Source organism: Actinopolymorpha sp. B11F2, assembly GCF_040195635.1.
Lineage (GTDB): Bacteria > Actinomycetota > Actinomycetes > Propionibacteriales > Actinopolymorphaceae > Thermasporomyces.
Map to the genome: position 1 here is coordinate 156,367 of NZ_JBEFTX010000005.1, position 20,833 is coordinate 177,199.

General features: G+C 68.2%; 18 protein-coding genes. 13 read left to right on the plus strand and 5 right to left on the minus strand.

Going from position 1 to position 20,833, the window contains the following annotated elements:
* Nucleotides 1-97: 97 nt before the first annotated feature.
* Nucleotides 98-523 (minus strand): OsmC family protein, encoded by a 426-nt coding sequence (locus ABN034_RS11515; protein ID WP_349327558.1) that lies wholly within the window; start codon nucleotides 521-523, stop codon nucleotides 98-100.
* 247 nt (nucleotides 524-770) lie between these two features.
* Here ABN034_RS11515 and ABN034_RS11520 point away from each other — a divergent pair, with 247 nt between their 5' ends.
* The 10 genes from ABN034_RS11520 to ABN034_RS11565 all read left to right on the plus strand — a co-directional run bounded on the left by ABN034_RS11520 (nucleotide 771) and on the right by ABN034_RS11565 (nucleotide 13,965).
* A complete protein-coding gene (locus tag ABN034_RS11520; RefSeq protein WP_349690986.1) occupies nucleotides 771-1,784 on the plus strand; it encodes a LacI family DNA-binding transcriptional regulator in 1,014 nt (337 codons plus the stop codon).
* A 261-nt stretch (nucleotides 1,785-2,045) separates the two neighbouring features.
* Entirely contained in the window at nucleotides 2,046-3,860 is a 1,815-nt protein-coding gene (locus ABN034_RS11525; protein ID WP_349690987.1) for an ABC transporter substrate-binding protein, read from the plus strand.
* A gap of 10 nt (nucleotides 3,861-3,870) precedes the next feature.
* A complete protein-coding gene (locus ABN034_RS11530) occupies nucleotides 3,871-4,971 on the plus strand; it encodes an ABC transporter permease (RefSeq protein WP_349690988.1) in 1,101 nt (366 codons plus the stop codon).
* A complete protein-coding gene (locus ABN034_RS11535) occupies nucleotides 4,968-5,891 on the plus strand; it encodes an ABC transporter permease (protein ID WP_349690989.1) in 924 nt (307 codons plus the stop codon). The genes ABN034_RS11530 and ABN034_RS11535 overlap by 4 nt, the downstream gene beginning before the upstream one ends.
* 9 nt (nucleotides 5,892-5,900) lie before the next feature.
* The gene (locus tag ABN034_RS11540; RefSeq protein ID WP_349690990.1) at nucleotides 5,901-6,908 is read left to right on the plus strand and encodes an ABC transporter ATP-binding protein; all 1,008 of its coding nucleotides are present in this window, start codon (nucleotides 5,901-5,903) and stop codon (nucleotides 6,906-6,908) included.
* 201 nt (nucleotides 6,909-7,109) lie between these two features.
* Nucleotides 7,110-8,207: an ABC transporter ATP-binding protein gene (locus tag ABN034_RS11545; protein ID WP_349690991.1), complete on the plus strand. Its 1,098-nt coding sequence runs from the start codon at nucleotides 7,110-7,112 to the stop codon at nucleotides 8,205-8,207.
* A 129-nt stretch (nucleotides 8,208-8,336) separates the two neighbouring features.
* Entirely contained in the window at nucleotides 8,337-8,885 is a 549-nt protein-coding gene (locus tag ABN034_RS11550) for a globin (RefSeq protein WP_349690992.1), read from the plus strand.
* Between the two features lie 186 nt (nucleotides 8,886-9,071).
* Nucleotides 9,072-10,763 carry a glycoside hydrolase family 13 protein gene (locus ABN034_RS11555; protein WP_349690993.1) on the plus strand — a complete coding sequence of 564 codons (1,692 nt, stop codon included), beginning with the start codon at nucleotides 9,072-9,074 and terminating at the stop codon, nucleotides 10,761-10,763.
* A 284-nt stretch (nucleotides 10,764-11,047) separates the two neighbouring features.
* Nucleotides 11,048-11,359, plus strand: a complete 312-nt coding sequence (locus tag ABN034_RS11560; protein ID WP_349690994.1) for a hypothetical protein — start codon at nucleotides 11,048-11,050, stop codon at nucleotides 11,357-11,359.
* 245 nt (nucleotides 11,360-11,604) lie between these two features.
* Entirely contained in the window at nucleotides 11,605-13,965 is a 2,361-nt protein-coding gene (locus tag ABN034_RS11565; protein ID WP_349690995.1) for a glycoside hydrolase family 95 protein, read from the plus strand.
* 55 nt (nucleotides 13,966-14,020) lie between these two features.
* Here ABN034_RS11565 and ABN034_RS11570 read toward each other — a convergent pair whose 3' ends face one another.
* Nucleotides 14,021-15,406 carry a Gfo/Idh/MocA family protein gene (locus tag ABN034_RS11570; RefSeq protein WP_349690996.1) on the minus strand — a complete coding sequence of 462 codons (1,386 nt, stop codon included), beginning with the start codon at nucleotides 15,404-15,406 and terminating at the stop codon, nucleotides 14,021-14,023.
* Between the two features lie 266 nt (nucleotides 15,407-15,672).
* On the opposite strand from ABN034_RS11570, the gene ABN034_RS11575 reads away from it, so the two are divergent.
* Entirely contained in the window at nucleotides 15,673-16,521 is an 849-nt protein-coding gene (locus tag ABN034_RS11575) for a DUF1707 SHOCT-like domain-containing protein (protein ID WP_349690997.1), read from the plus strand.
* On the plus strand, nucleotides 16,518-17,345 hold the full coding sequence (locus ABN034_RS11580; protein ID WP_349690998.1) for a GNAT family N-acetyltransferase: 828 nt from the start codon (nucleotides 16,518-16,520) through the stop codon (nucleotides 17,343-17,345). The genes ABN034_RS11575 and ABN034_RS11580 overlap by 4 nt, the downstream gene beginning before the upstream one ends.
* Before the next feature lie 12 nt (nucleotides 17,346-17,357).
* Here ABN034_RS11580 and ABN034_RS11585 read toward each other — a convergent pair whose 3' ends face one another.
* Together ABN034_RS11585 and ABN034_RS11590 are read right to left on the minus strand one after the other, a co-directional pair.
* A complete protein-coding gene (locus ABN034_RS11585; protein ID WP_349690999.1) occupies nucleotides 17,358-17,768 on the minus strand; it encodes an acyl-CoA thioesterase in 411 nt (136 codons plus the stop codon).
* Between the two features lie 130 nt (nucleotides 17,769-17,898).
* Nucleotides 17,899-18,447 carry a YceI family protein gene (locus ABN034_RS11590; protein WP_349691000.1) on the minus strand — a complete coding sequence of 183 codons (549 nt, stop codon included), beginning with the start codon at nucleotides 18,445-18,447 and terminating at the stop codon, nucleotides 17,899-17,901.
* A gap of 106 nt (nucleotides 18,448-18,553) precedes the next feature.
* Here ABN034_RS11590 and ABN034_RS11595 point away from each other — a divergent pair, with 106 nt between their 5' ends.
* Nucleotides 18,554-19,087: a MarR family winged helix-turn-helix transcriptional regulator gene (locus tag ABN034_RS11595; protein WP_349691001.1), complete on the plus strand. Its 534-nt coding sequence runs from the start codon at nucleotides 18,554-18,556 to the stop codon at nucleotides 19,085-19,087.
* Between the two features lie 6 nt (nucleotides 19,088-19,093).
* On the opposite strand, the gene ettA is transcribed toward ABN034_RS11595, so the two are convergent.
* Nucleotides 19,094-20,776 (minus strand): energy-dependent translational throttle protein EttA, encoded by a 1,683-nt coding sequence (gene ettA / locus ABN034_RS11600; RefSeq protein ID WP_349691002.1) that lies wholly within the window; start codon nucleotides 20,774-20,776, stop codon nucleotides 19,094-19,096.
* Between the last annotated feature and the right edge of the window lie 57 nt (nucleotides 20,777-20,833).

A 20,833-nucleotide genomic window follows, 5' to 3' on the forward strand; every position in this document is an offset into this window, starting at 1 on the left:
CCATCGAGGCGGGCCGACCCGTCGAGTTGTCGGAGGTCTGCCGCGCAGAAGCAGGTGAGCCTCCGACAACTCCGCATGGTGACCGAGCCTGTCCAGCTCAGACCAGGGCGGCGTCCAGGGTGATCGTCGTACCCGCGAGCGCTTTGGAGACCGGGCAGTTCTCCTTCGCCGTCTGAGCGGCCTTGGCGAAGGCGTCGGCGTCAAGACCAGGAATGTCCGCCCGGACTGTCAGGTGGATGCCGGTGATGCCCTCCCCCGGTTGGAACGTCACGTCGGCCTTCGTGTCGACCACGCGCGGCGGCGTCCCAGCCTGGGCGAGACCGTGCGAGAGCGCCATCGAGTAGCACGTCGAGTGGGCGGCCGCGATCAGTTCCTCGGGGCTGGTCTTGCCATTCGGGGCCTCGGAACGCGCTGGCCAGGTGACGTCGTAGGTCCCGAGACCGGACGAGTCGAGCGAGACCCGACCGGCTCCCTCGATCAGGGAACCTTCCCAGTGGGCGTTCGCGGTCCGCGTGGTGGCCATGGATCCTCCTGTCGGTTCCTGCATGGTTGTTCGGTCGTACGTAGGCCATCTTGCCGTGGCACCCTGGTGGCGATTTCCACCGGTTCCCCCTGCTGGCTATCCTTGCCGGAAATCCGCTCGCTGTTTCGGTTCCGACTTTCGGTCGGCGCCGTTGACCAGGACCAGGGCAGGCCGTCCCGCCAAGCCCGGAAGGCTGGTCCGAACCTTCGCTCCGCCCGCGTCGACCCACCACTCGACGGGAGGCCAGATGCCCGGATCCGCGGGTCCTCGCACAGTCACGCTCGCGGCCATCGCCGCCGAGGCGGGAGTTTCCGTGCCGACCGTGTCCAAGGTGCTGAACGGCAGGCATGACGTGGCCGCCCTCACGAGGGCACGGGTGGAGGAGTTGCTCAGTCACCACGGCTATCTCCGCAGCCGCAGCCGCCAGGCGACCGGCCTCATCGACCTCGCCATCGACAATCTCGCGACCCCGTGGGCGGAGGAGATCCTGCGAGGGGCGGTCGAGACCGCTGAGTCCGCGGACTTCAGTGTCGCCGTGTCGATCCTTCCGTACGCACAACCCTGGACGCCGTGGATCGACCGGATCCTGCGCCGTGGCAGCGACGGCGTCGCCGCGGTCGTCAAGCAGCTCGGGCGCTCGGACCTTCGGCGGCTGCGCGCCGCCGCCATCCCGCACGTCGCAGTGGATCCCATGGGCGACTGCGGACCCGAGACGCTCTCGGTCGGTGTCACGAACTGGCAGGGCGGATTCGACGCCACGCAGCACCTGCTCGACCTTGGTCACTCCCGGATCGCCGCGATCTCCGGGCCGCCGGTCCTGGAGTCGGCACGCGCTCGACTGGCCGGGTTCCGGTACGCGATCGAGGCGGCCGGACACGCCGTCGACCCTGCCCTGGTGACACCGGCACTCTTCACCCGCGAGGAGGGACAGGCCGCCGCCGGCAGGGTGCTCGACCACCCCCACCCACCCACCGCCATCGTCACCGGCAACGACGAGCAGGCGATCGGGGCGTACCAGGCCGCCCATGCCCGTGGGCTCCGGATTCCCGACGAGGTCAGCGTCGTCGGCTTCGATGACATCCCGATCTCCCAGTGGCTGGACCCGCCGCTGACCACCGTCCGGCAACCGCTCGCCGCGATGGCTGCGGCAGCGATGCGGATGCTCGTCCGCCAGATCGCGGTCGGGGCATCGGAGCCGAGCCGGATGGAGTTGGCCACCACCTTGGTCGTACGACGGAGCAGCGCACCTCTCCGTCGGTGAGAGGGTGGCGCAGGGGGCACCCTCACGCAAAGCCCACCTGGCGCCGAGAGATCCCCCACCTCAGCGCCACGGCGCGGAAACGCAAGCTCAACCGGGTCGTGACCCGCAATCACTTGACCGCGACGCCGTGACCACGGCAGCATCGCGATCACTTACCGCCCAGGCGTGATCAGCGGTAGAAAGTTTCTCCCCCCGTGAGCGCCCCGCCCGGGAGCGCCTGACCCGAGCGCTCGGCCCGAGCGCCGTTCCGAGGAGTGTCTGATGCGCATCGCGACGGCTCGATGGCGTCACGCGACCGCCCTGTTGGCGGCGTTCGCGTGCGTCACGGCACTCGTCCTCCCTTCCAGCGCACGCGCCGAGGAGGAGCAGCCCACGCAGCTGGTCGTCGCGGCGTCGCAGTCGGTCGACACGTTCAACCCGTTCATGTCGTTCTTCGCGATCGGCTACACGGTCGCGGGGTTGAGCTACGACTCGCTGATCGACTGGAGTGCCACGGACTTCAAGCCGGTCCCGGGCCTCGCGACCAAGTGGGAGGAGTCGGCGGACCACCTGACGTGGACGTACACGATCCGCAAGGGCGTGAAGTTCTCCGACGGCACTCCGCTGACGGCGCGCGACGCGGAGTTCACCTACAACCTGATGATGACCGACGAGGACGCCCGCGCGTCGTCGTCGGACCTGGTGGAGAACTTCTCCAGCGTCGACGCCCCCAACGACACCACTCTGGTCATCAGGCTCAAGCGCCCGACCAACCAGATGCTGGCGCTCGACAACGCCATCGTCCCCCGGCACATCTGGGAGAAGCACGAGGGCAAGGTCGGCGACTTCAAGAACTTCGACTTCCCGCTGGTCGGCTCGGGACCCTTCCAGGTCGTGGAGTTCAAGACCGACCAGTTCATCCGGCTGAAGGCCAACAAGGATTACTGGGCAGGCGCGCCGGCCTATGACGAGCTGGTCTTCCGCTACTACAAGACGCCGGACGCGAGCGTGCAGGCGCTCATCGCCGGCGAGGTCGACGTGGTGAGTGGCCTGACGCCCGCCGCGTACAAAGCGCTCGAAGGCAAGGCCGGCATCACCCTCAACCGGGCGGCAAACCGCCGGTTCGGCGCCATCACGTTCAACATGGGGGCGCGTACGAAGGACGGCAAGGAGTTCGGTGACGGCCATCCCGCACTGAAGGACAAGGCGGTCCGACAGGCGATCCACTACGCCACCAACAAGGAGGAGCTGATCGCCAAGGTCAACGACGGCATGGCTCTGCCCGGCATCAGCTACATCCCGCCGATCTTCGACACCTACCACTACGAGCCGAGCGACGCGGACAAGGTGACGTTCGACATCGACAAAGCCAACCAGATCCTCGACGAGGCGGGATACGAGCGCGGGTCCGACGGGATCAGACGCATGCCGGACTCGGACGAGCCGCTGAAGTTCCGCCTGCTCAACCATTCCGACACACCGTCAGAGGCGACCGACTCCGAGTTTCTCAAGGGTTGGTGGAAGCAGATCGGGATCGAGGTGACGATCGAGGCCGCCGACTTCACCAAGCTCAACGACAACCTCTACCTCGGCCGGTACGACATCATCTTCTCCGGCTGGGGGGTCGGCCCCGACCCGACGTCGATCCTCAGCCTGCACACGTGCGGCGTCCTTCCCGACGACGCGAGCGGGACGCAGCGCGACACCGACACGTTCTACTGCAACCCGGCCTACGACAGGCTGCACGAGAAGCAGAAGGCCGAGAGCGACATCGCCAAGCGGGCGGCGATCGTCAAGGAGATGCAGCGGATCCTCTACACCGACGCGCCGGTCATCACGCTCCGCTATGCCGACACCCTCGAGGCCTACCGCAGCGACCGCTGGACCGGGTTCATCAAGCAGCCGTCCACGCGGGGCATGATCTCGGGCCAGCAGGGCAACTGGGCGTACATGTCGGCCAGGCCGGTGCAGGCCGAGGATGCTGGCGGCTCGCGCGTCGCGCTCTTCGTCGGTGGCGGTGCCGCCGTCGTGCTGATCGCCGCGGCCGCCGGGTTCGTCGTCGTACGCCGGCGCAAGACCGCGGACGAGCGGGAGTAGCCGGCCACTCATGGCGATGGATCCATCGCTGGTAGCGCGGTCCGCCGACTCGACGGGGTCGGCGGACGCGGCCACCGGCGGACCGAATGCGGCCGGCGGGGACCCAGGCCACGAGGGTGCCGGGGCGCGCCCGGGTGCAGGCGGCTTCGCCCGCTACCTCCTGAGCAAACTCGGTGGTGCCGCGCTCTCGTTGCTCATGGTGGTCTTCTCGGCGTTCTTCCTCTTCCGGATCCTGGGCGGCGACCCGGTCGACGCGCTGACCCGCGACGTGCCCACCACGCCGGCCGAACGCGTTGCGCTACGGGAGAAGCTCGGCCTGGACGATCCGCTCGGCCTGCAGTTCCTCACCTACCTGCAGGGGGTGGTGACCGGCGACCTCGGCGAGTCCTACCAGTACCAGCAGCCGGTCACGACCCTCATCCTCGAACGCCTCGGCGCCACCGTCCTGCTCACCGGCACCGCGCTCGTGCTGGCCGCCTCCCTCGGGTTGTGGATCGGGACGCGGGCGGGTTGGCGCCAGGGCAGCAGGTTCGACAAGACGCAGGTCGGGGTCTCGCTCACTCTCTGGTCGGCGCCGACGTTCTGGTTCGGGATGCTCGTCATCATGGTGTTCGCGCGCTATCTCGGGCTCTTTCCGATCAACGGCATGGTCGCGCCGCGTACCCCTGACGAGTTCTGGCCGCAGACGCTCGACACCCTGCACCATCTCGTCCTGCCAGCCGTCACGATGACGGCGGTGATCTACGCGCAGTACGTCCTCGTCATGCGGTCGTCGATCCTCGACGAGATGGGCAACGACTACCTCACGACGGCGCGCGCCAAGGGCCTGCGGGACGCCCGGGTACGCAGCCGGCACGCGGTACCCAACGCACTGCTGCCCACGGTGACGCTGGTGTTCCTCCAACTCGGGAGCGTGGTCGGCGGCGCGATCCTCACCGAGACGGTGTTCAGCTGGCCGGGTCTCGGACTGCTGGCCTACCAGGCGTTGAAGATCCCCGACCTGCCACTCCTGCAGGGGACGTTCCTGTTCTTCTCCACCGCGGTGATCCTCGCCAACACCGCAGCCGACCTCGTTTACCGGTTCCTCGACCCGAGAGTGCGGCACGCGTGAGCGCCACCGGGGCACCCGACACGGCCGGGCTGGCGTCCGGTCGCGCGGTCGCCTGGCAGCGACGCAAGGCGGCCTTGACGCGGTTCTGGCGCGACTACCGGCGGCAGCGAGTGGGCGTCGCCGGGCTCACCGGCATGGTCCTCATCGTCGTGCTCGCGCTTGCGGCACCGCTCCTCACCGACGAGAGCGGCCTCGACGTCACCCAGGCCACCGGCGAACGCCTGGAGGCGCCGAGTGCACGCTTCCTCCTCGGTACGGACGAGTCCGGTCGGTCAGTTCTGCTCCTCATCCTGTGGGGGGCCCGGATCTCCTTGCTGGTCGGCGTAACGGCGACCCTGCTGGCGATGGGCATCGGCACCCTCGTCGGTATCGCGGCGGGACACTTCGGCGGGTGGTTCGCGGGGTTGCTGATGCGGATCACGGACTGGTTCATCGTTCTGCCGCGGCTGGTACTCGCGATCGCCCTCGCCGCGGTTCTCGGACCGAGCCTCACCACGATCATCGTCGCGATCGGCGTCACGTCGTGGGCCGGCACGGCACGGCTGATCCGGGCGCAGACACTCGCCGTGGAAGCCCGTCCGTACCTCGAACGCGCCAAGGCCCTCGGTGCGGGTCACTGGCACCAGATGACCCGGCACGTGCTTCCCAACGTGATGCCTCTCGTTCTCGCCAGCACCACCCTCGAGGTGGCGAGCGCGGTCCTTGCCGAGGCGACACTGGCGTTCCTCGGGCTGGGTGATCCGTCGCGGATCTCGTGGGGCGGCATGTTGAGCCGGGCCAACTCCTCCGGAGCGATCACCTACGGCGCCTGGTGGTATCTCCTGACACCCGGCCTCGCGATCCTGGTGGTCGTCCTGTGCTTCACGCTGTGTGGGCGCGCGCTGGAGGCCGTCTTCAACCCGCGGCTTCGGGGGCGGTGAGGGCTGGCGATGGTGGCGCTCCTCGACGTCTGCGACCTCGCGGTCACCTACCACGGCACCCGTGGCGACGTACCGGCCGTGCGTGGCGTCGACCTCACCCTCGACGTCGGTGAGACCCTCGGCATCGCCGGCGAGTCCGGCTGTGGCAAGTCGACGCTCGCGTTGGCGCTGCTCCGGCTCCTTCCCGCCGGTACGACCGTGACCGGACAGGTGCTGCTCGATGGCGACGACGTACTCGCCATGTCGTGGGGACAGCTCAGGGCCGTGCGGTGGGCCGGCAGCTCGATCGTCTTCCAGGGTGCGATGCACGCGCTCAATCCCGTCCACCGGATCGGTCGACAGATCGCCGAGCCCATCCTGCTGCACGAGGAGGTCACCGAGGCGCAGGCCCATCAGCGGGCGGCCGACCTGCTCACCCAGGTGGGCCTGCCGACGTGGCGGGCGGCCAGCTACCCGCACGAACTCTCCGGGGGCCAGCGGCAGCGGGTCATGATCGCGATGGCTCTCGCCTGCTCGCCGCGGCTGATCATCGCCGACGAGGCGACCACGGCGCTGGACGTGATGATCCAGGCCCAGGTGCTCGACCTCATCGCCGGACTCGTCGCCGAGCGCGGGATCGGCCTGCTCATGATCAGCCACGACCTCTCGGTCCTGTCGTCCACCTGTGCGCGGCTCGCGGTGATGTACGCCGGCCGAGTCGTGGAGGTCGGTCCCGCCCGGTCGGTCTTCACCTCCCCGGCGCATCCGTACGCGGGAGCGCTGGCGGCGGCGTTTCCGACCATTGGTGACCCGAACTCGCGTGGGCGCCCCCGCGGGCTGGGCGGCGATCCACCCGACCCGGCCGCGATCCCGTCGGGGTGTCCGTTCCATCCGCGCTGCCCGGTGGTGCTGCCGGAGTGCTCGACGGCCGACGTAGGTCTGTGGCCGGTCGACGGCGGTGACCGTCACGCCGCCTGCGTACGCGCAGCCGGGGCGCCGCCGTTGTCGTCGGGCTCGCGCTGCGGAACCGGACAATGACCACGCTGAGCATGACCGTGCCGAGAATGACCACGCTGAGCATGCCCCTGGGACCCGACGCAGGCATGGACGCCTGGTCTGCGTCCACAGGACTGCTCAGCGTGGTCATTCTCGGCTGGCACCGGATGACGACGACTGGCCGTGGCCGGCCCCCGGTCGAACACCCACGAACCAGCGAGGCGGAAGGGGAAGGAACGCCGAGTGAGCGAACCGATCCTGTCGGCGCGTGACCTGCGAGTCGACTTCCGCGTCCGTGGTGGGCGGACCGCCCGCGCCGTCGACGGCGTCCACCTCGACCTCGCGCCCGGTGAGGTACTGGCACTCGCCGGCGAGTCGGGCTGCGGCAAGACGACCCTGGCGCGGACCCTGCTCGGCCTCGTCCGCCCGTCCGCCGGCACGGTCGCGAACGCCGGCCAACCGCTGACCTACAGCACTGGCGCTCTCAAGGCGTACCGGCGTTCAGTCCAACTCGTCCTGCAGGACCCGACGGGCGCGCTCAACCCCCGACACACCGTCTACGAGGCCGTCGCCGAGGGGCTGCGCATCCATGGGATCACCGGCAACGAACGCGACCGGGTGGCCGACGCGCTGGCAGTCTGCGGACTGCGCCCGCCGGAGCGGTTCTTCCTGGCGTACCCCCATGAGCTGTCCGGTGGGCAGCGCCAGCGCGTGGTGATCGCGGGTGCGCTGGTCCTCGAGCCGAAGGTGATCATCGCCGACGAGCCGGTGGCGTCGCTCGACGCGTCCGTCCGGGGCGAGATCCTGGCGCTGCTACTGCGGCTGCGGGAGGAGTTCGGTCTGGCGGCGCTCGTGGTGACCCACGACCTCGGGCTCGCGTGGAGCATCGCCGACCGGCTGGCCGTGATGTACCTCGGGCGGATCGTCGAGACCGGTCCGGTCGAGCGGATCCTCACCGAGCCACGGCATCCGTACACGCGTGCGCTGGTGTCGGTACTCCCGGACTCGCCGATCGCCTCGCCGATCGTCCTCGCCGGCGAACCACCCGATGCGACGCAGATCCCGCCCGGGTGCAGGTTCCATCCCCGGTGTCAGGAGCTCGCGTCCGGCGCGGCGGAGGCCGCCGGCGTGGCCGAGTCCTGCCGGCGTACCCCCGTGGAGATCATCGAAGCCGGCACCACCGCGAGCGTCGCCGCGACGCCTCCCGAGCCCGGTGCCCGCAAGCCTGGTGCCGCCGAGGGTGCCGCCGAGCCCGGTGCCGCCGAGCCCGGTGCCGCCGAGCCCGGTGCCGCCGACGTCGCCTGTCACCTCCATGCCGCCCGCGTGCTGGGGCGGACGTGACCACGTGTGCGTGATCATCCCCGGAGATGGGCGGCGCATTCGGCGTGCAACATGGCGAATTGCCGTGCATCGTCCAGGTATCCGGAGCGGTGTTCACTGACTTGGTCCCGGTTGTCACAATGGACGGCGATGAGCGAGCAACCGCAGAACCTCCAGGCCGGGCAGGATCCGGACGTCGGCATCCCGATCACGGGCGGCGCGGACGCCTCGGAACCCGATGCGTACGCCGGCACCTTCTACGCCGCCATCGGTGGCCACGAGACGTTCGTACGCCTGGTCCGGCGCTTCTACGAAGGCGTCGCGGACGATCCTGTCCTGCGTCCGCTCTACCCCGAGCCCGATCTCGCCGGGGCCGAGGAGCGTCTGAGGATGTTCCTCGAGCAGTACTGGGGGGGTCCGCGCACCTACTCCGAGCAGCGGGGCCATCCGAGGCTGCGCATGCGGCACGTCCCCTTCGCGGTGACCGACGATGCCCGCGACCGGTGGCTCGCACACATGCGCGCGGCGGTCGACGAACTCGCCCTCGATCCGGCGTACGAGAAGGAGCTCTGGGCCTACCTCGTCATGGCCGCCAACTCCCTGGTCAACACCGGACCGACCGACACTGGACCGACGGACACCGGTCCGGCCGACCCCGGACCTGCGGCGCCGGGCCAGCGCCCCAACCTGCTGCGCTGATCTGGTTCCCAGCCACATCCAGACCAGCCACATCCCAGACCAGCCACATCCAGACCAGCCACATCGAGGCCACATCCAGACCGGCCCCATCCGCCTGCCACGTCCAGACCAACCGTGAGACGCTCGGCCGACGAGCCAGCCCAGCCGAGCTGACTGACCGCAGCCCGACCGCACCGAGAGGCCGCCATGACCACGACACCGCCCGCCGCATGGTGGCGAACCGCCGTGATCTACCAGATCTACATCCGCAGCTTCGCCGACGGCAACGGCGACGGCATCGGCGACATCGCGGGGATCCGGTCCCGACTCCCCTACCTCGCGAACCTCGGGGTCGACGCGGTCTGGATCACCCCGTGGTACGCCTCGCCGATGGCGGACGGGGGCTACGACGTGGCCGACTTCCGGGACATCGCACCCGAGTTCGGAACCTTGGCCGAGGCCGAGGCGATGATCGCCGAGGCGCACACGCACGGCCTGCGGGTGATCCTCGACATCGTGCCCAACCACACCTCCGACCAGCACCCGTGGTTCGTGGCCGCGGTCGAAGCCGGACCGGGTTCGGCGGCCCGGGAGCGGTACTGGTTCCGACCCGGCAAGGGACCCGACGGCGCACTGCCACCCAACGACTGGCGCTCGGTCTTCGGCGGCCCCGCCTGGACCCGGGTCGACGACGGCGTACCGACCAGTGAGCACGACGAGGCGCGACGCACCGGTGCGGCCGGCGACTGGTACCTCCATCTGTTCGCCCCCGAGCAGCCGGACCTCAACTGGACCAATCCAGAGGTACGCGACGAGTTCGCCGACATCCTGCGCTTCTGGTTCGACCGTGGCGTCGACGGGTTCCGGATCGACGTCGCCCACGGGCTCGACAAGCACACCGGCCTGCCTGACATCGGCCTCGACGAGGAAGAGCTCCTCGCTGAACCCGACATCGCAGACCACCCGCACTGGGACCGCGACGGCGTTCATGAGATCTACCGTGAGTGGCGCCGAATCGCCGACTCGTACGCCGACACCCCGGAAGGCTCCCGGGTCTTCGTCGCCGAAGCGTGGGTACGCACCGAGAGCGACCGGCTGGCCCGCTACCTGCGACCGGACGAGTTGCACACGGCGTTCAACTTCGACTTCCTCAAGTGCGCGTGGAACGCCGCGGACCTCCGTCGCTCCATCGACCACAACCTCCAGACCCTCGTTGCCGTGGACGCACCTTCCACCTGGGTCATGTCCAACCACGACGTGCCACGGCACGTGACGAGGTACGGCCGGGCGGGCGGCCTCCTGCGGCGGCCGACCGCCGCCGACGGTCCGGCCGACATCGCGCTGGGAACCCGCCGCGGCCGCGCCGCCGCACTGTTGATGCTTGCCCTGCCTGGCAGCGCGTACGTCTACCAGGGCGACGAGCTTGGCCTGCCCGAGGTGGAGGACCTTCCGGTCGGAGCCCTGCAGGACCCGATCTGGACCCGCAGCGGTGGCACCGTACGCGGCCGCGACGGCTGCCGGGTCCCGTTGCCGTGGACGGGTGACGCCCCGGCGCTCGGGTTCGGCTCGGGCGCGCCGTGGCTCCCCCAGCCGGCTGAGTGGAAGGCGCTCAGCGTCGATGCACAGACCGGCGACCCGGAGTCGGTTCTGGAGCTCTACCGGACGGCGCTGACGCTGCGCAGATCGCTGCCAGGGTTGGCAGACGGGACCCTGCGGTGGCGGAACGATCTCGCCGAAGACCTGTTGGCGTTCGAACGGCCCGGCCGTTTCTGCTGCGTGGTCAACTTCGGTACGGGTTCGGTTACCCTGCCGCCGCACGAGAAGGTCCTGCTGTCAAGCGGCCCGCTCTCCGGTGACGAACTCCCGTCGGACACGACGATCTGGCTGACACTTTCCTGAGCGCCGGAAGTCGCCAGAGTATTCATCCGGCAGAAATCCATTCGCCGTACTCCTGCCCGTCCTTTCCGGTTTACCGCGGAATTCCAGTGACGGCCGCCGGCTCCCGAACACGGGACCCGGGGTCGTTGTAGTTCAGGAATTTCTCGACCCCGAACGTCGATTCCACATCATCGAAACCCACCGCGTCGACCCTCCCCACCACACGACGCGCACCTCGAATCCACGCTTGTGCAGGTGCCGGCCTTGACACCTTCCTCTCCACGACGTACCTGACGCACACCAGCGTGGTCCAGAATCGGTCGAGCGGTTCTGGCGGTGGACTGTTCAGCTTCGCCAGCGAAGTGGCGGCCAACGACAGCAAGATCAACGCGAACTCCATCGCCAGTCCAGACGGCTCGGGCGGCGGCATCCACAGCATCGACTCCGACGTCAGGTTGACCGACACCACCGTCAACAAGAACCTCTCGACGGAGCCTCCTGGCGGGTGCCTGAAGGAGGGCGGGACGGCCGAGATCGACGACAAGTCGGAGATCACCAAGAACCGGCCATCCAACTGCGCGGACAGCGGAGACCCGGTAGAGAACTGCTTCGGCTGATCCTCGGCTCGGGTCAACGCAACCAAACCGTGAACGACACCTGAACGCACACACATCCGGTCGCTTTCCGGCCCGACACGTTCGGCCCGGGAGCGACCGGACGCATGTGTGCCGGCGAACAGCGGCAGAGCTGGCGGAAAGATCAAATCTCTGACGAGCCGAAAACATCAGATGTACGATCGAAGGCCAGTCCGAGCCACATCCCGACCACCGTCAGGAGGCTCGTCATCACGTCCATCCGATCGATGGCTGAAGACACTGCCACCTCGCTTCCCCATGCCCTCACCCTCTGGTACCTCCAACCCGCGACCGACTGGGAAAGCGAGGCACTTCCGATCGGCAACGGGCGGCTGGGTGCCATGGCGTTCGGTGGAGTCGCCACCGAACATCTCCAGCTGAACGAGAAGACCTTGTGGACAGGCGGTCCTGGCGCGGTGGAGGACGGCCACCCCTATGCGTACGGCCTCTGGGAACGGCAGCGAGCGGGCGCGCTGCAGGAGGTGCGCGACCACCTGGCCGCCCACGGCAGCGCCGAACCCGCCTGGCTGGCGGAGAAGCTTGGCCAGCGGGACTGGGCGTTCGGTGCGTACCAACCGTTCGGCGACGTGTACATCGACGTGCACGACGCGGGCGTCAGCGCCGACAACTACCGACGCAGTCTCGACCTCACCACCGCGATCGCCCGGGTGGACTACGACATCGACGGCATCCACTACTCACGTGAGCACCTCGCGAGCTACCCGGATGGCGTCATCGCATCCCGGCTGGAAGCGAGCCAGGCCGGAAAACTGTCGCTGACCGTGCGTTTCGAGTCCCCGAACCGCCACGCACGGGTGCACGTCAACGACGGCCGGATCACGATCCGGGGATCCCTTCCCGACAACGGACTGCGCTACGAAGGTCAGCTTCTCGTCGTGGCCGAGGACGGTTCCCTGCTCGACGGCGAAGACTCGGTGACAGTCAGGGAGGCCCGGGCCGCGACGCTGCTGCTCTGCCTGGGAACCGACTATGCCGAACGCTATCCCAGCTACCGTGGGAAGAAGCCCCATCGCAAAGTCTCGCGCCGGATCAACGCCGCCGCGGCGCAGCCGTATTCGGCTCTGCGTACGGGCCATGTCACCGACTACGCCGGGCAGTTCGGGCGGGTGCGTCTGGACATCGGGGCGCCCCCACACACGACGCTTCCCACCGACGAACTGCTCGCTGGCTACGACGGGACTGGCCCGGACGCTCGTGCGCTGGAATCGTTGTACTTCCAGTACGGGCGCTACCTGCTCCTTGCCTCGTCGCGACCCGGCTCGCTGCCCGCCAACCTGCAAGGCGTGTGGAACGCGTCGCCGACACCGCCCTGGTCGAGTGACTATCACGTCAACATCAACCTGCAGATGAACTACTGGCCCGCCGAGACCACCAACCTGGCCGAGTCCGTCACACCGCTCGTCGACTTCATCGATGCGCTGAGACCAGCCGGTCGCGACGCCGCGAAGCAACTCGACGGTGCCAGCGGCTGGATCGTCGGCAACCAGACCAATGTCTGGGGGTTCGCCGGCGTACGCGACCACCCGACGTCGTTCTGGTTTCCCGAGGCGGCAGCGTGGCTGTGCCGGCACCTGTGGGAACACTACGAGTTCGGCGGAGAGGTGGATTTCCTTCGTACGAAGGCATTTCCGATCATGGCCGAGGCGGCGCTGTTCTGGCTCGACTTCCTCGTACCCGACGTCAATGACGACCTGCTGGTCGTCTCGCCGAGCTACTCACCCGAACACGGACCGGTGACGGCGGGGGCCTCCATGGCGCAGCAGGTGGTGGCAGACCTCTTCGCACACACGATTGCGGCGAGCGAGGTCCTCGGTGAGGACCCGGCGTTTCGCCGGCGGCTCGCCACCGCACTGCGGCGACTCGACCCAGGACTCCGGATCGGTGGCTGGGGGCAACTACAGGAGTGGAAAGCAGACGTCGACGACGCCACTGACGACCATCGGCACGTCTCGCACCTCTACGCACTCCACCCTGGCGGACGGATCTCGCCCGGCAAGACTCCGGAGCTGGCCCAAGCTGCTATGGCGACCTTGCGGGCGCGCGGCGACGGCGGCACCGGGTGGAGCAAAGCGTGGAAGATCAACTTCTGGGCGCGACTCCATGACGGTGACCACGCGCACCGGATGCTGCGGGAGCTTCTGCGGCACTCCACGCTCTCCAACCTCTGGGACACGCACCCACCGTTCCAGATCGACGGGAACTTCGGCGCGACAGCCGGGATGGCGGAGATGCTGCTCCAGAGCCGGTGGGACGGCGAGAACCGAGCGACGCTCCACATCCTCCCCGCACTGCCCACCAGTTGGCGCCAGGGCACCGTCACCGGACTGCGTGGCCGCGGAGCCGTCATCGTGGACATCGCGTGGGCGGGCGGACTACCGACCCGCATCCACTTCTCCTCCCCCGGCCGGGACGTCAAGCTGCGGCTGGTGAGCACGCTTTTTGCCAACGGTCGCTACGTTCTCATCCAGTGCGCGACCGGTGATCTCGTCGACCATCACCGCAGCGGCACGCTGGTGACGATGCAAGCCCGGACAGGCGAGCGGTACGAGGTCGTGGCCACCGGCTGACTCCACTCCCGTCGCCGCTCCTGCCACTCACAACCGCCTGGCGCCCGCCTTGCGGTCAGCGCCTGCCGGGGAAGTCGACGAGATCGCGGATCCGCACCGGCAGGCCGCTCGCGAAGGAACGGTTCGCCGCCGCGCCGACCAGCATCGCGTACGCACCGTCGACGTGGGTCGCGGCACGGCCGAGCGGGTCGGCCTCCTTGACCTCACCGAACAGATCGTTGAGCAGGCGCCGGTCACCACCACCGTGGCCGCCGGCGCCCTCTTCGACCTCGACCGGCCGGGGCACATCCCACAACGGACGGATCATCAGCTGCGCACGGTCGATGGGCGGCGCCTTCTTCGCCGCACCCGCGCCTGGCTTGTTCGGATCCTGCGCCGTTCCACTGACGTACGAACGTTCCTCGACGTTGAGCTCGAGGCGTCCTTTCGTACCGTTGAACATGACGCGATAGCCCTCCCACGGGGAGTACGCCGTGAGGTGGTAGGTCATCGTCGCGCCCGTCGCGTAGCGGACGAGCACCGACATGTCGTCCTCGATGCTGATGCCGTCGGCGAACACGTTGCGGTCGCGCAGGTAGCCGTCCTCGTGCTCGGCGTCGAGGTAGAGCGCGCGCAGGGTCGGGTCGTCCGCGAGACTGATCGCCCAGGGATTCTTCTCGCCGTCGGGGCTCCCGTGGCTGCGATAGCTCCGGACGACCTCGCCGCGGCGTTCGGCGTTGTCGCGGCCGTAGAAGCGGAGGTCGCCGAACCCGAACACCGTTTCCGGCACCGTGCCGAGCCACCAGTTCACCAGGTCGAAGTGGTGGCTTGCCTTGTGGATCATCAGGCCGCCGGAGTTGCGCTTGTCGCGGTGCCACCTGCGGAAGTAGTCGGCGCCGTGCCGGGTGTCGAGCAGCCACTCGAAGTGCACCGACTGAACGTCACCGATCGCCCCGGACTGGATGAGGTCCTTGACCGCGGAGTTGCGCGGCGCGTAACGGTAGTTGAACGAGACGGTGAGTTTCTGGCCGGTCCGGTGCTGGGTGTCAAGGATGCGTTGACACTTGTCCGCGTCGGTCGTCAGCGGCTTCTCGGAGATGACATCACGGCCATTTTCCATCGCCGTGACGATGTAGTGATCGTGCGTACGGTCGACCGACGTGACGATCACGGTGTCGACCCGCTCCTCGTCGAGCATGCGGACGAACTCGTCCGGTGCGTACGTCGGAATCGGTGCGATGCCGTAGGAGTCGGCGAACTTCTTGTTGTAATAGCCCATCCGGGTCTGGTTGGGATCGCACAGCGCAACCAGCTGACCGCTCTCGTGATACTCGGTGAGCAGCGCGGTCGTGAACATCCGGGACCTGGAACCCAAGCCGACCACGGCGTACCTCGCCCGCTCGCTCCCACCGGCCTGACCCGTCGCAGCCGTCGGTGCCTTCGAGGAATCCTGCGTGGTCATCCGAACTCCTTCCGGCAACCGCTCGGGTCGCCGTCGTGCCGGTCATCGCGTGGGTGTGCGACTCTCACGCCGTCCCGCGACGCTCCGCCTGGTAAGCGCTTTCTCGGCAAACTAGACCCAATCAAGTCCCCTCGCAAGGTGGAGCGCCGGAGCCGACCAGGACCGGCCCACTCGCCAGCAGCACGTCCCGAGGCGCCACCGTCGATCATGGAGCCCGGTCGGGCGGTAAGCGATGCCGACCCGACCCGGCGCTCTAAGCTGTCGCCGTGACACAGCTGCCTGAGCCAACCGACCCGAAGGGACAGGTCGAGCCGACTGCCTCGGCGGGGCACGTCGAGCCGACGGGGCCGAACGGCCCGCGTGATGTGCGCGCCTCGGACGCCGACCGGCACCAGGTGGCCGAGCGACTGCGTGACGCGGCGGGCGACGGCCGGCTCACCCTTGATGAGCTGGACCAACGTCTCGAGGGGGTCTACGCCGCTCGGACCTACGCCGAGCTGGACCGGTTCACCCATGATCTTCCTGCCGTCGACCCGGCGACCGGGTGGGCCGCACGCCCGGATCCAGCGGCGGCGCCGGCCTACCACGGCACCCTGCCGGGGCAGGCGGTGTCGATCGCCTTCATGTCCGGGGTCAACCGCCGTGGATCCTGGGTGGTCCCCCACGCACACACCGCCGTCGCCTTCTGGGGCGGGGTCAACCTCGACCTGCGGAACGCCCGCTTCACCCAGCCCGAGGTGACCATCCGAGCGTTCGCGATCATGGGTGGCATCGAAGTGATCGTGCCGGAGGACGTCGACGTCATCGTCGACGGTGTCGGGATCATGGGCGGCTTCGACGACAGCAGCGACGTGGTCGAACCCGACTCCGGGGGCTCGGAGGACGCTCAGCGCCCCGCACTCCCCCACACCGGCCACGGCAGCCACGTGGGCGCCGCCAGCCACAGCAGCCACAGCCACGCGGAGCCTGGTCAGGACGGCGCGGCGAACGCGGACAGGGGCCACGCCACCGGCGGAACCGTTGCGCCGCGAACCAGCCGGCCGGTTGTCCGCGTCACCGGACTGGCGTTCTGGGGTGGCGTCAACATCAAGCGCAAGGCCCGCCCCGCCCGATGACCGCAGGGCGCGGCGTGCTCCTGCCCTCACTCGACCTGATCCGGCAGACGATCGCCGTCGAGACCGCCTACACCCTTGCCAGGCTGCGGATCTTGGAACGCCTGCCTGGCAATCCGATCGGTGTCGCCTACCGCCACGTCGACGACGGGGTGGTGGCGATGATGGCGCGGCACATCCCTGGGTTCAATGCCGTGACCGGACTGCGCTCTGGACTCGAACGGCACGTCGCGCCGCTGGCCGAGTGGTATCTCGCCGCGGGCATCCAGACGCAGTTCGAGCTGGTCCCGGGCACCTACGACAAGGAGCTCGGCCGGGAGCTCAGCCGCCTCGGATACTTCCAAGCAGGTTTCCACACCTCGCTCATCCGCGAGCCTGAACCGCTGGGCGGCGACACGGAAGCGACGGGCGCTGCTGCCGCCGTCGAGCGGGTCACGACGGCCGAGCAGTTCGATGCGTTCCTCGACGCCTACACGGCTGGCTGGCAGATCCCGGAGAGAGCCGGGTTCAAGGCGAACGTACAGCCTTGGCTGGGCCTTCCCGGGTGGCAGCTCTATCTTGCGCGGGTCGATGGCCGGCCGGCGGCGGCAGGCATCCTCTTCCTGCACGACAAAGTGGGTTACTGTGCCGACGCGGCGACCGATCCGGCTTTCCGGCGCCGCGGGTTGCAGACCGCGCTGCTCCGACGCCGGAACGCGGACGCGAACGCGGCCGGTGTCGAGTTCGTCTGCAGTGGCGCCGACTACCTCTCGACGAGTCATCGCGCGATGGAACGAGTCGGCATGCGCGTGCAGTTCGTCCGCGCACTGTGGCGCGAGCTCGGGTAACACGCCTGGCCGTCACTCGTCGCCGCGGTACCGCTCCAGCCACGAAAGCTCCTCCGGGCTCAGCCGGCGTGGCCGGTCGAGCTCGGCGTCGAAGGCCGCCAGCACACTTCGCGCCGAGGCGTAGCGCGTCGCCTCGTCGCTCACCTCATAGTCGATCGTGAACGACGAGGAGCGGATCGTGGTGACCCAGGTTTCGACGATGATCGGCTCCGGTCGGTAGACCAGGGGACGCTTGTAGTCGATCTCATGGCGTACGACGACGAGTTCGCCCTCGAAGCTCTTCACGCCCGCCTGCCGGGCGCCGTCGAAGAACAACGCGACTCGTGCTTCCTCCAGCAGGCGCAAGAATTCGACGTTGTTGACATGACCGTACGAATCCATGTCTGACCAGCGCAGCGGGCACTGGAACACGAAGGGCGCCACCCCGCGATCCTCTCAGGCCTGGCGATGACCGCTCGTGGGGGGACCGCAGGGTCTCGGTGCGGACGCGCGACAGCTCCCTGACGTCGCTTCCTGCCCGATGTCCTACGTCTGCAGGACGGCGCCCGTGGTCCTACTTCTGCAGGACGGCCTGGACGGACAGCTGGACCGACACCTGGTCGCCGATGAGGAACTTCTCGCCGCCGAGAGGCACGTTCGTGTCGACGCCGAACGCCTTGCGGTCAATGGTGGTGGTCGCATCGAATCCGGCACGCGTGTTGCCGTAGGCGTCCTCCTCGACGCCGAGGAACTCGGCGGCGAGATCCACCGACCTGGTGACCCCCTTGATGGTGAGGTCGCCAGTCAGGACAAAGCCGTCGCCGTCGGACCGGATCCCCGTCGAGACAAAGGTCATCACGGGGTGGTTGTCGATGTCGAGAAAGTCTCCGGACCGCACATGATCATCACGTTGCTTGGTGCCGGTGTCGATCGATGCGAGCTGGATCGACACCGTCGCCTTGGACGCGGCGGGGTCCTCGGCGACCTCGATCGTGCCGTCGAACTCACGGAAGGATCCACGCACCTTCGTCATCAGGTGACGGACCGTGAAGCCGACCTCGGAGTGTGCCGGATCGATGGCCCAGGTCCCGGCGACGAGCGCGGACGTCGTGGCAATTGTCATGGTTGCGAGGTCTCCTTCAGGCGATCCCTATTGAATCTTCAACTACATTGGTCCGACCCTAGCTGACGTTCGTTGAATCGTCAACCATGGCGCTACGCTGGTGGGCATGACGACGCCTCGGTGGCTCACGGCCTCACAGCAGCGGATCTGGCGTACCTACCTGTTGGGGGCGGCCCACCTCATGGAGCGACTTGACCGGGACCTGGCTGGGCTCGGCCTGTCGCTGCCCGAGTACGAGATCCTGGTCCGCCTGTCAGAGGCGCCGGACCGGACGCTGCGGATGGCGGAACTGGCCGAGTCGGTCCACCACTCCCGTAGCCGGCTCACCCACACCGTCTCCCGGATGGAGACTGCCGGTCTCGTCGAGCGCCACTCGTGCCCGTCGGATCGGCGCGGCGTCCTCGCCAAACTGACCGACACAGGTTACGACAGGCTCGTCGAGGCCGCGCCGATCCATGTGGCCGGCGTGCGTGACGGGTTCGTCGATCTCGTGAGCGACGCCGACTTCGAGGCGATCGGTCGCGCCTTCGAGTCGGTCATCAGCCGCGGCGGTCAGTCCACCTCATTGCACAACACCCCGACGCGCGGTGCCGAGTCGCGCGGTGCCGAGTCGCGCGGTGCCGAGTCGCGCGGGACCTAGGCCAACTCAGTCGCGGGTGAGGCGGCGGTAGGTCACCCGGTGCGGCCGCGCCGCCTCGGGTCCGAGTCGCTCGATCTTGTTGGCTTCGTAGTCGGCGAAGTTTCCTTCGAACCAGAACCACTTCGCCGGGTTCTCGTCGGTGCCCTCCCAGGCCAGGATGTGGGTCGCCACCCGGTCGAGGAACCACCGGTCGTGTGACGTGACGACGGCACAGCCAGGAAACTCCAGCAGAGCATTTTCGAGCGACTGGAGGGTCTCGACATCGAGGTCGTTGGTGGGCTCGTCGAGGAGCAACAGGTTGCCGCCCTGCTTCAACGTCAGCGCGAGGTTGAGCCGATTGCGCTCGCCGCCGGAGAGGATTCCCGCGCGCTTCTGCTGGTCGGGACCCTTGAACCCGAACGACGCGACGTACGCCCGACTCGGCATCTCGAAGCTGGCGACCCTGATCCAGTCCAGACCGTCTGAGACGGCCTCCCAGACGGTCTTCTCGGCGGGGATACGTCCTCGGCTCTGGTCGACGTAGGACAGGCTGACCGTGTCCCCCACCCGCAACTCTCCGGCGTCAGGCTTCTCCTCGCCCACGATCATCTTGAACAGGGTGGTCTTGCCCACCCCGTTGGGTCCGATCACGCCGATGATGCCGGCCCTCGGCAGCGAGAACGACAGGTCGTCGATGAGGACCCGTTCGCCGAAGCCCTTCGTCAGGCCGGTCGCGTCGAGCACCAGGTTGCCCAAACGGGGGCCTGGAGGGATCTGGATCTCCTCGAAGTCGATCTTCTTGGCTCGCTCCGCCTCCGTCGCGAGCTCTTCGTAACGCTGCAACCGGGCCTTGTTCTTGGCCTGGCGCGCCTTGGGGTTGGACCGGACCCATTCGAGCTCCTGCTCGAGGATCCGCTTGCGCTTGGCGTCCTTGCGGCCCTCGACCGTGAGCCGCTCCTGCTTGGTCTGGAGGTAGGTCGAGTAGTTGCCTTCGTACGGGAACGTCTTGCCGCGGTCGAGCTCGAGGATCCAACCCGCCACGTTGTCGAGGAAGTACCGGTCGTGCGTGACGGCGAGGACCGTGCCGGGATAGGCGGCAAGGTGCTGCTCGAGCCACTGGACGCTCTCGGCGTCGAGGTGGTTGGTCGGCTCGTCGAGCAGCAACAGGTCGGGTTGGGACAGCAGCAGCTTGCAGAGCGCGACCCGCCGCCGCTCACCACCGGAGAGCGGGGTGACGTCAGCGTCCCCCGGCGGGCATCGGAGGGCATCCATCGCCATCTCGAGGCGCGAGTCGAGGTCCCAGGCGTCCCGGTGGTCGAGCTGGGTCTGCAACTCCCCCATTTCGGCGAGGAGCGCGTCGTAGTCGGCGTCCGGATCGGCGAGTTCGGCAGAGATCTCGTTGAACCGGTCGAGCATCGCCTTCGTGTCGGCCACGCCTTCCTGGACGTTCTCCAGGACGTTCTTGTCCTCGGTCAGCGGCGGCTCCTGCTGGAGCATTCCGACGGTCGCGTCGGCCGCAAGCATCACGTCACCGTTGGAGGGCTGCTCCATGCCGGCCATGATCTTGAGCAGGGTCGACTTGCCCGTGCCGTTCGGGCCGACGACGCCGATCTTCGCTCCGGGGAGGAACGAGAGGGTGACGTTGTCGAGGACGACCTTGTCACCGAGCGACTTGCGGACGCCGCGCATCGTGTAGATGAACTCGGGCACGTGGCATTCACCTTGAGAGAGATCGGGGGGAGAACCAGACAGATACCTATCCTGCAA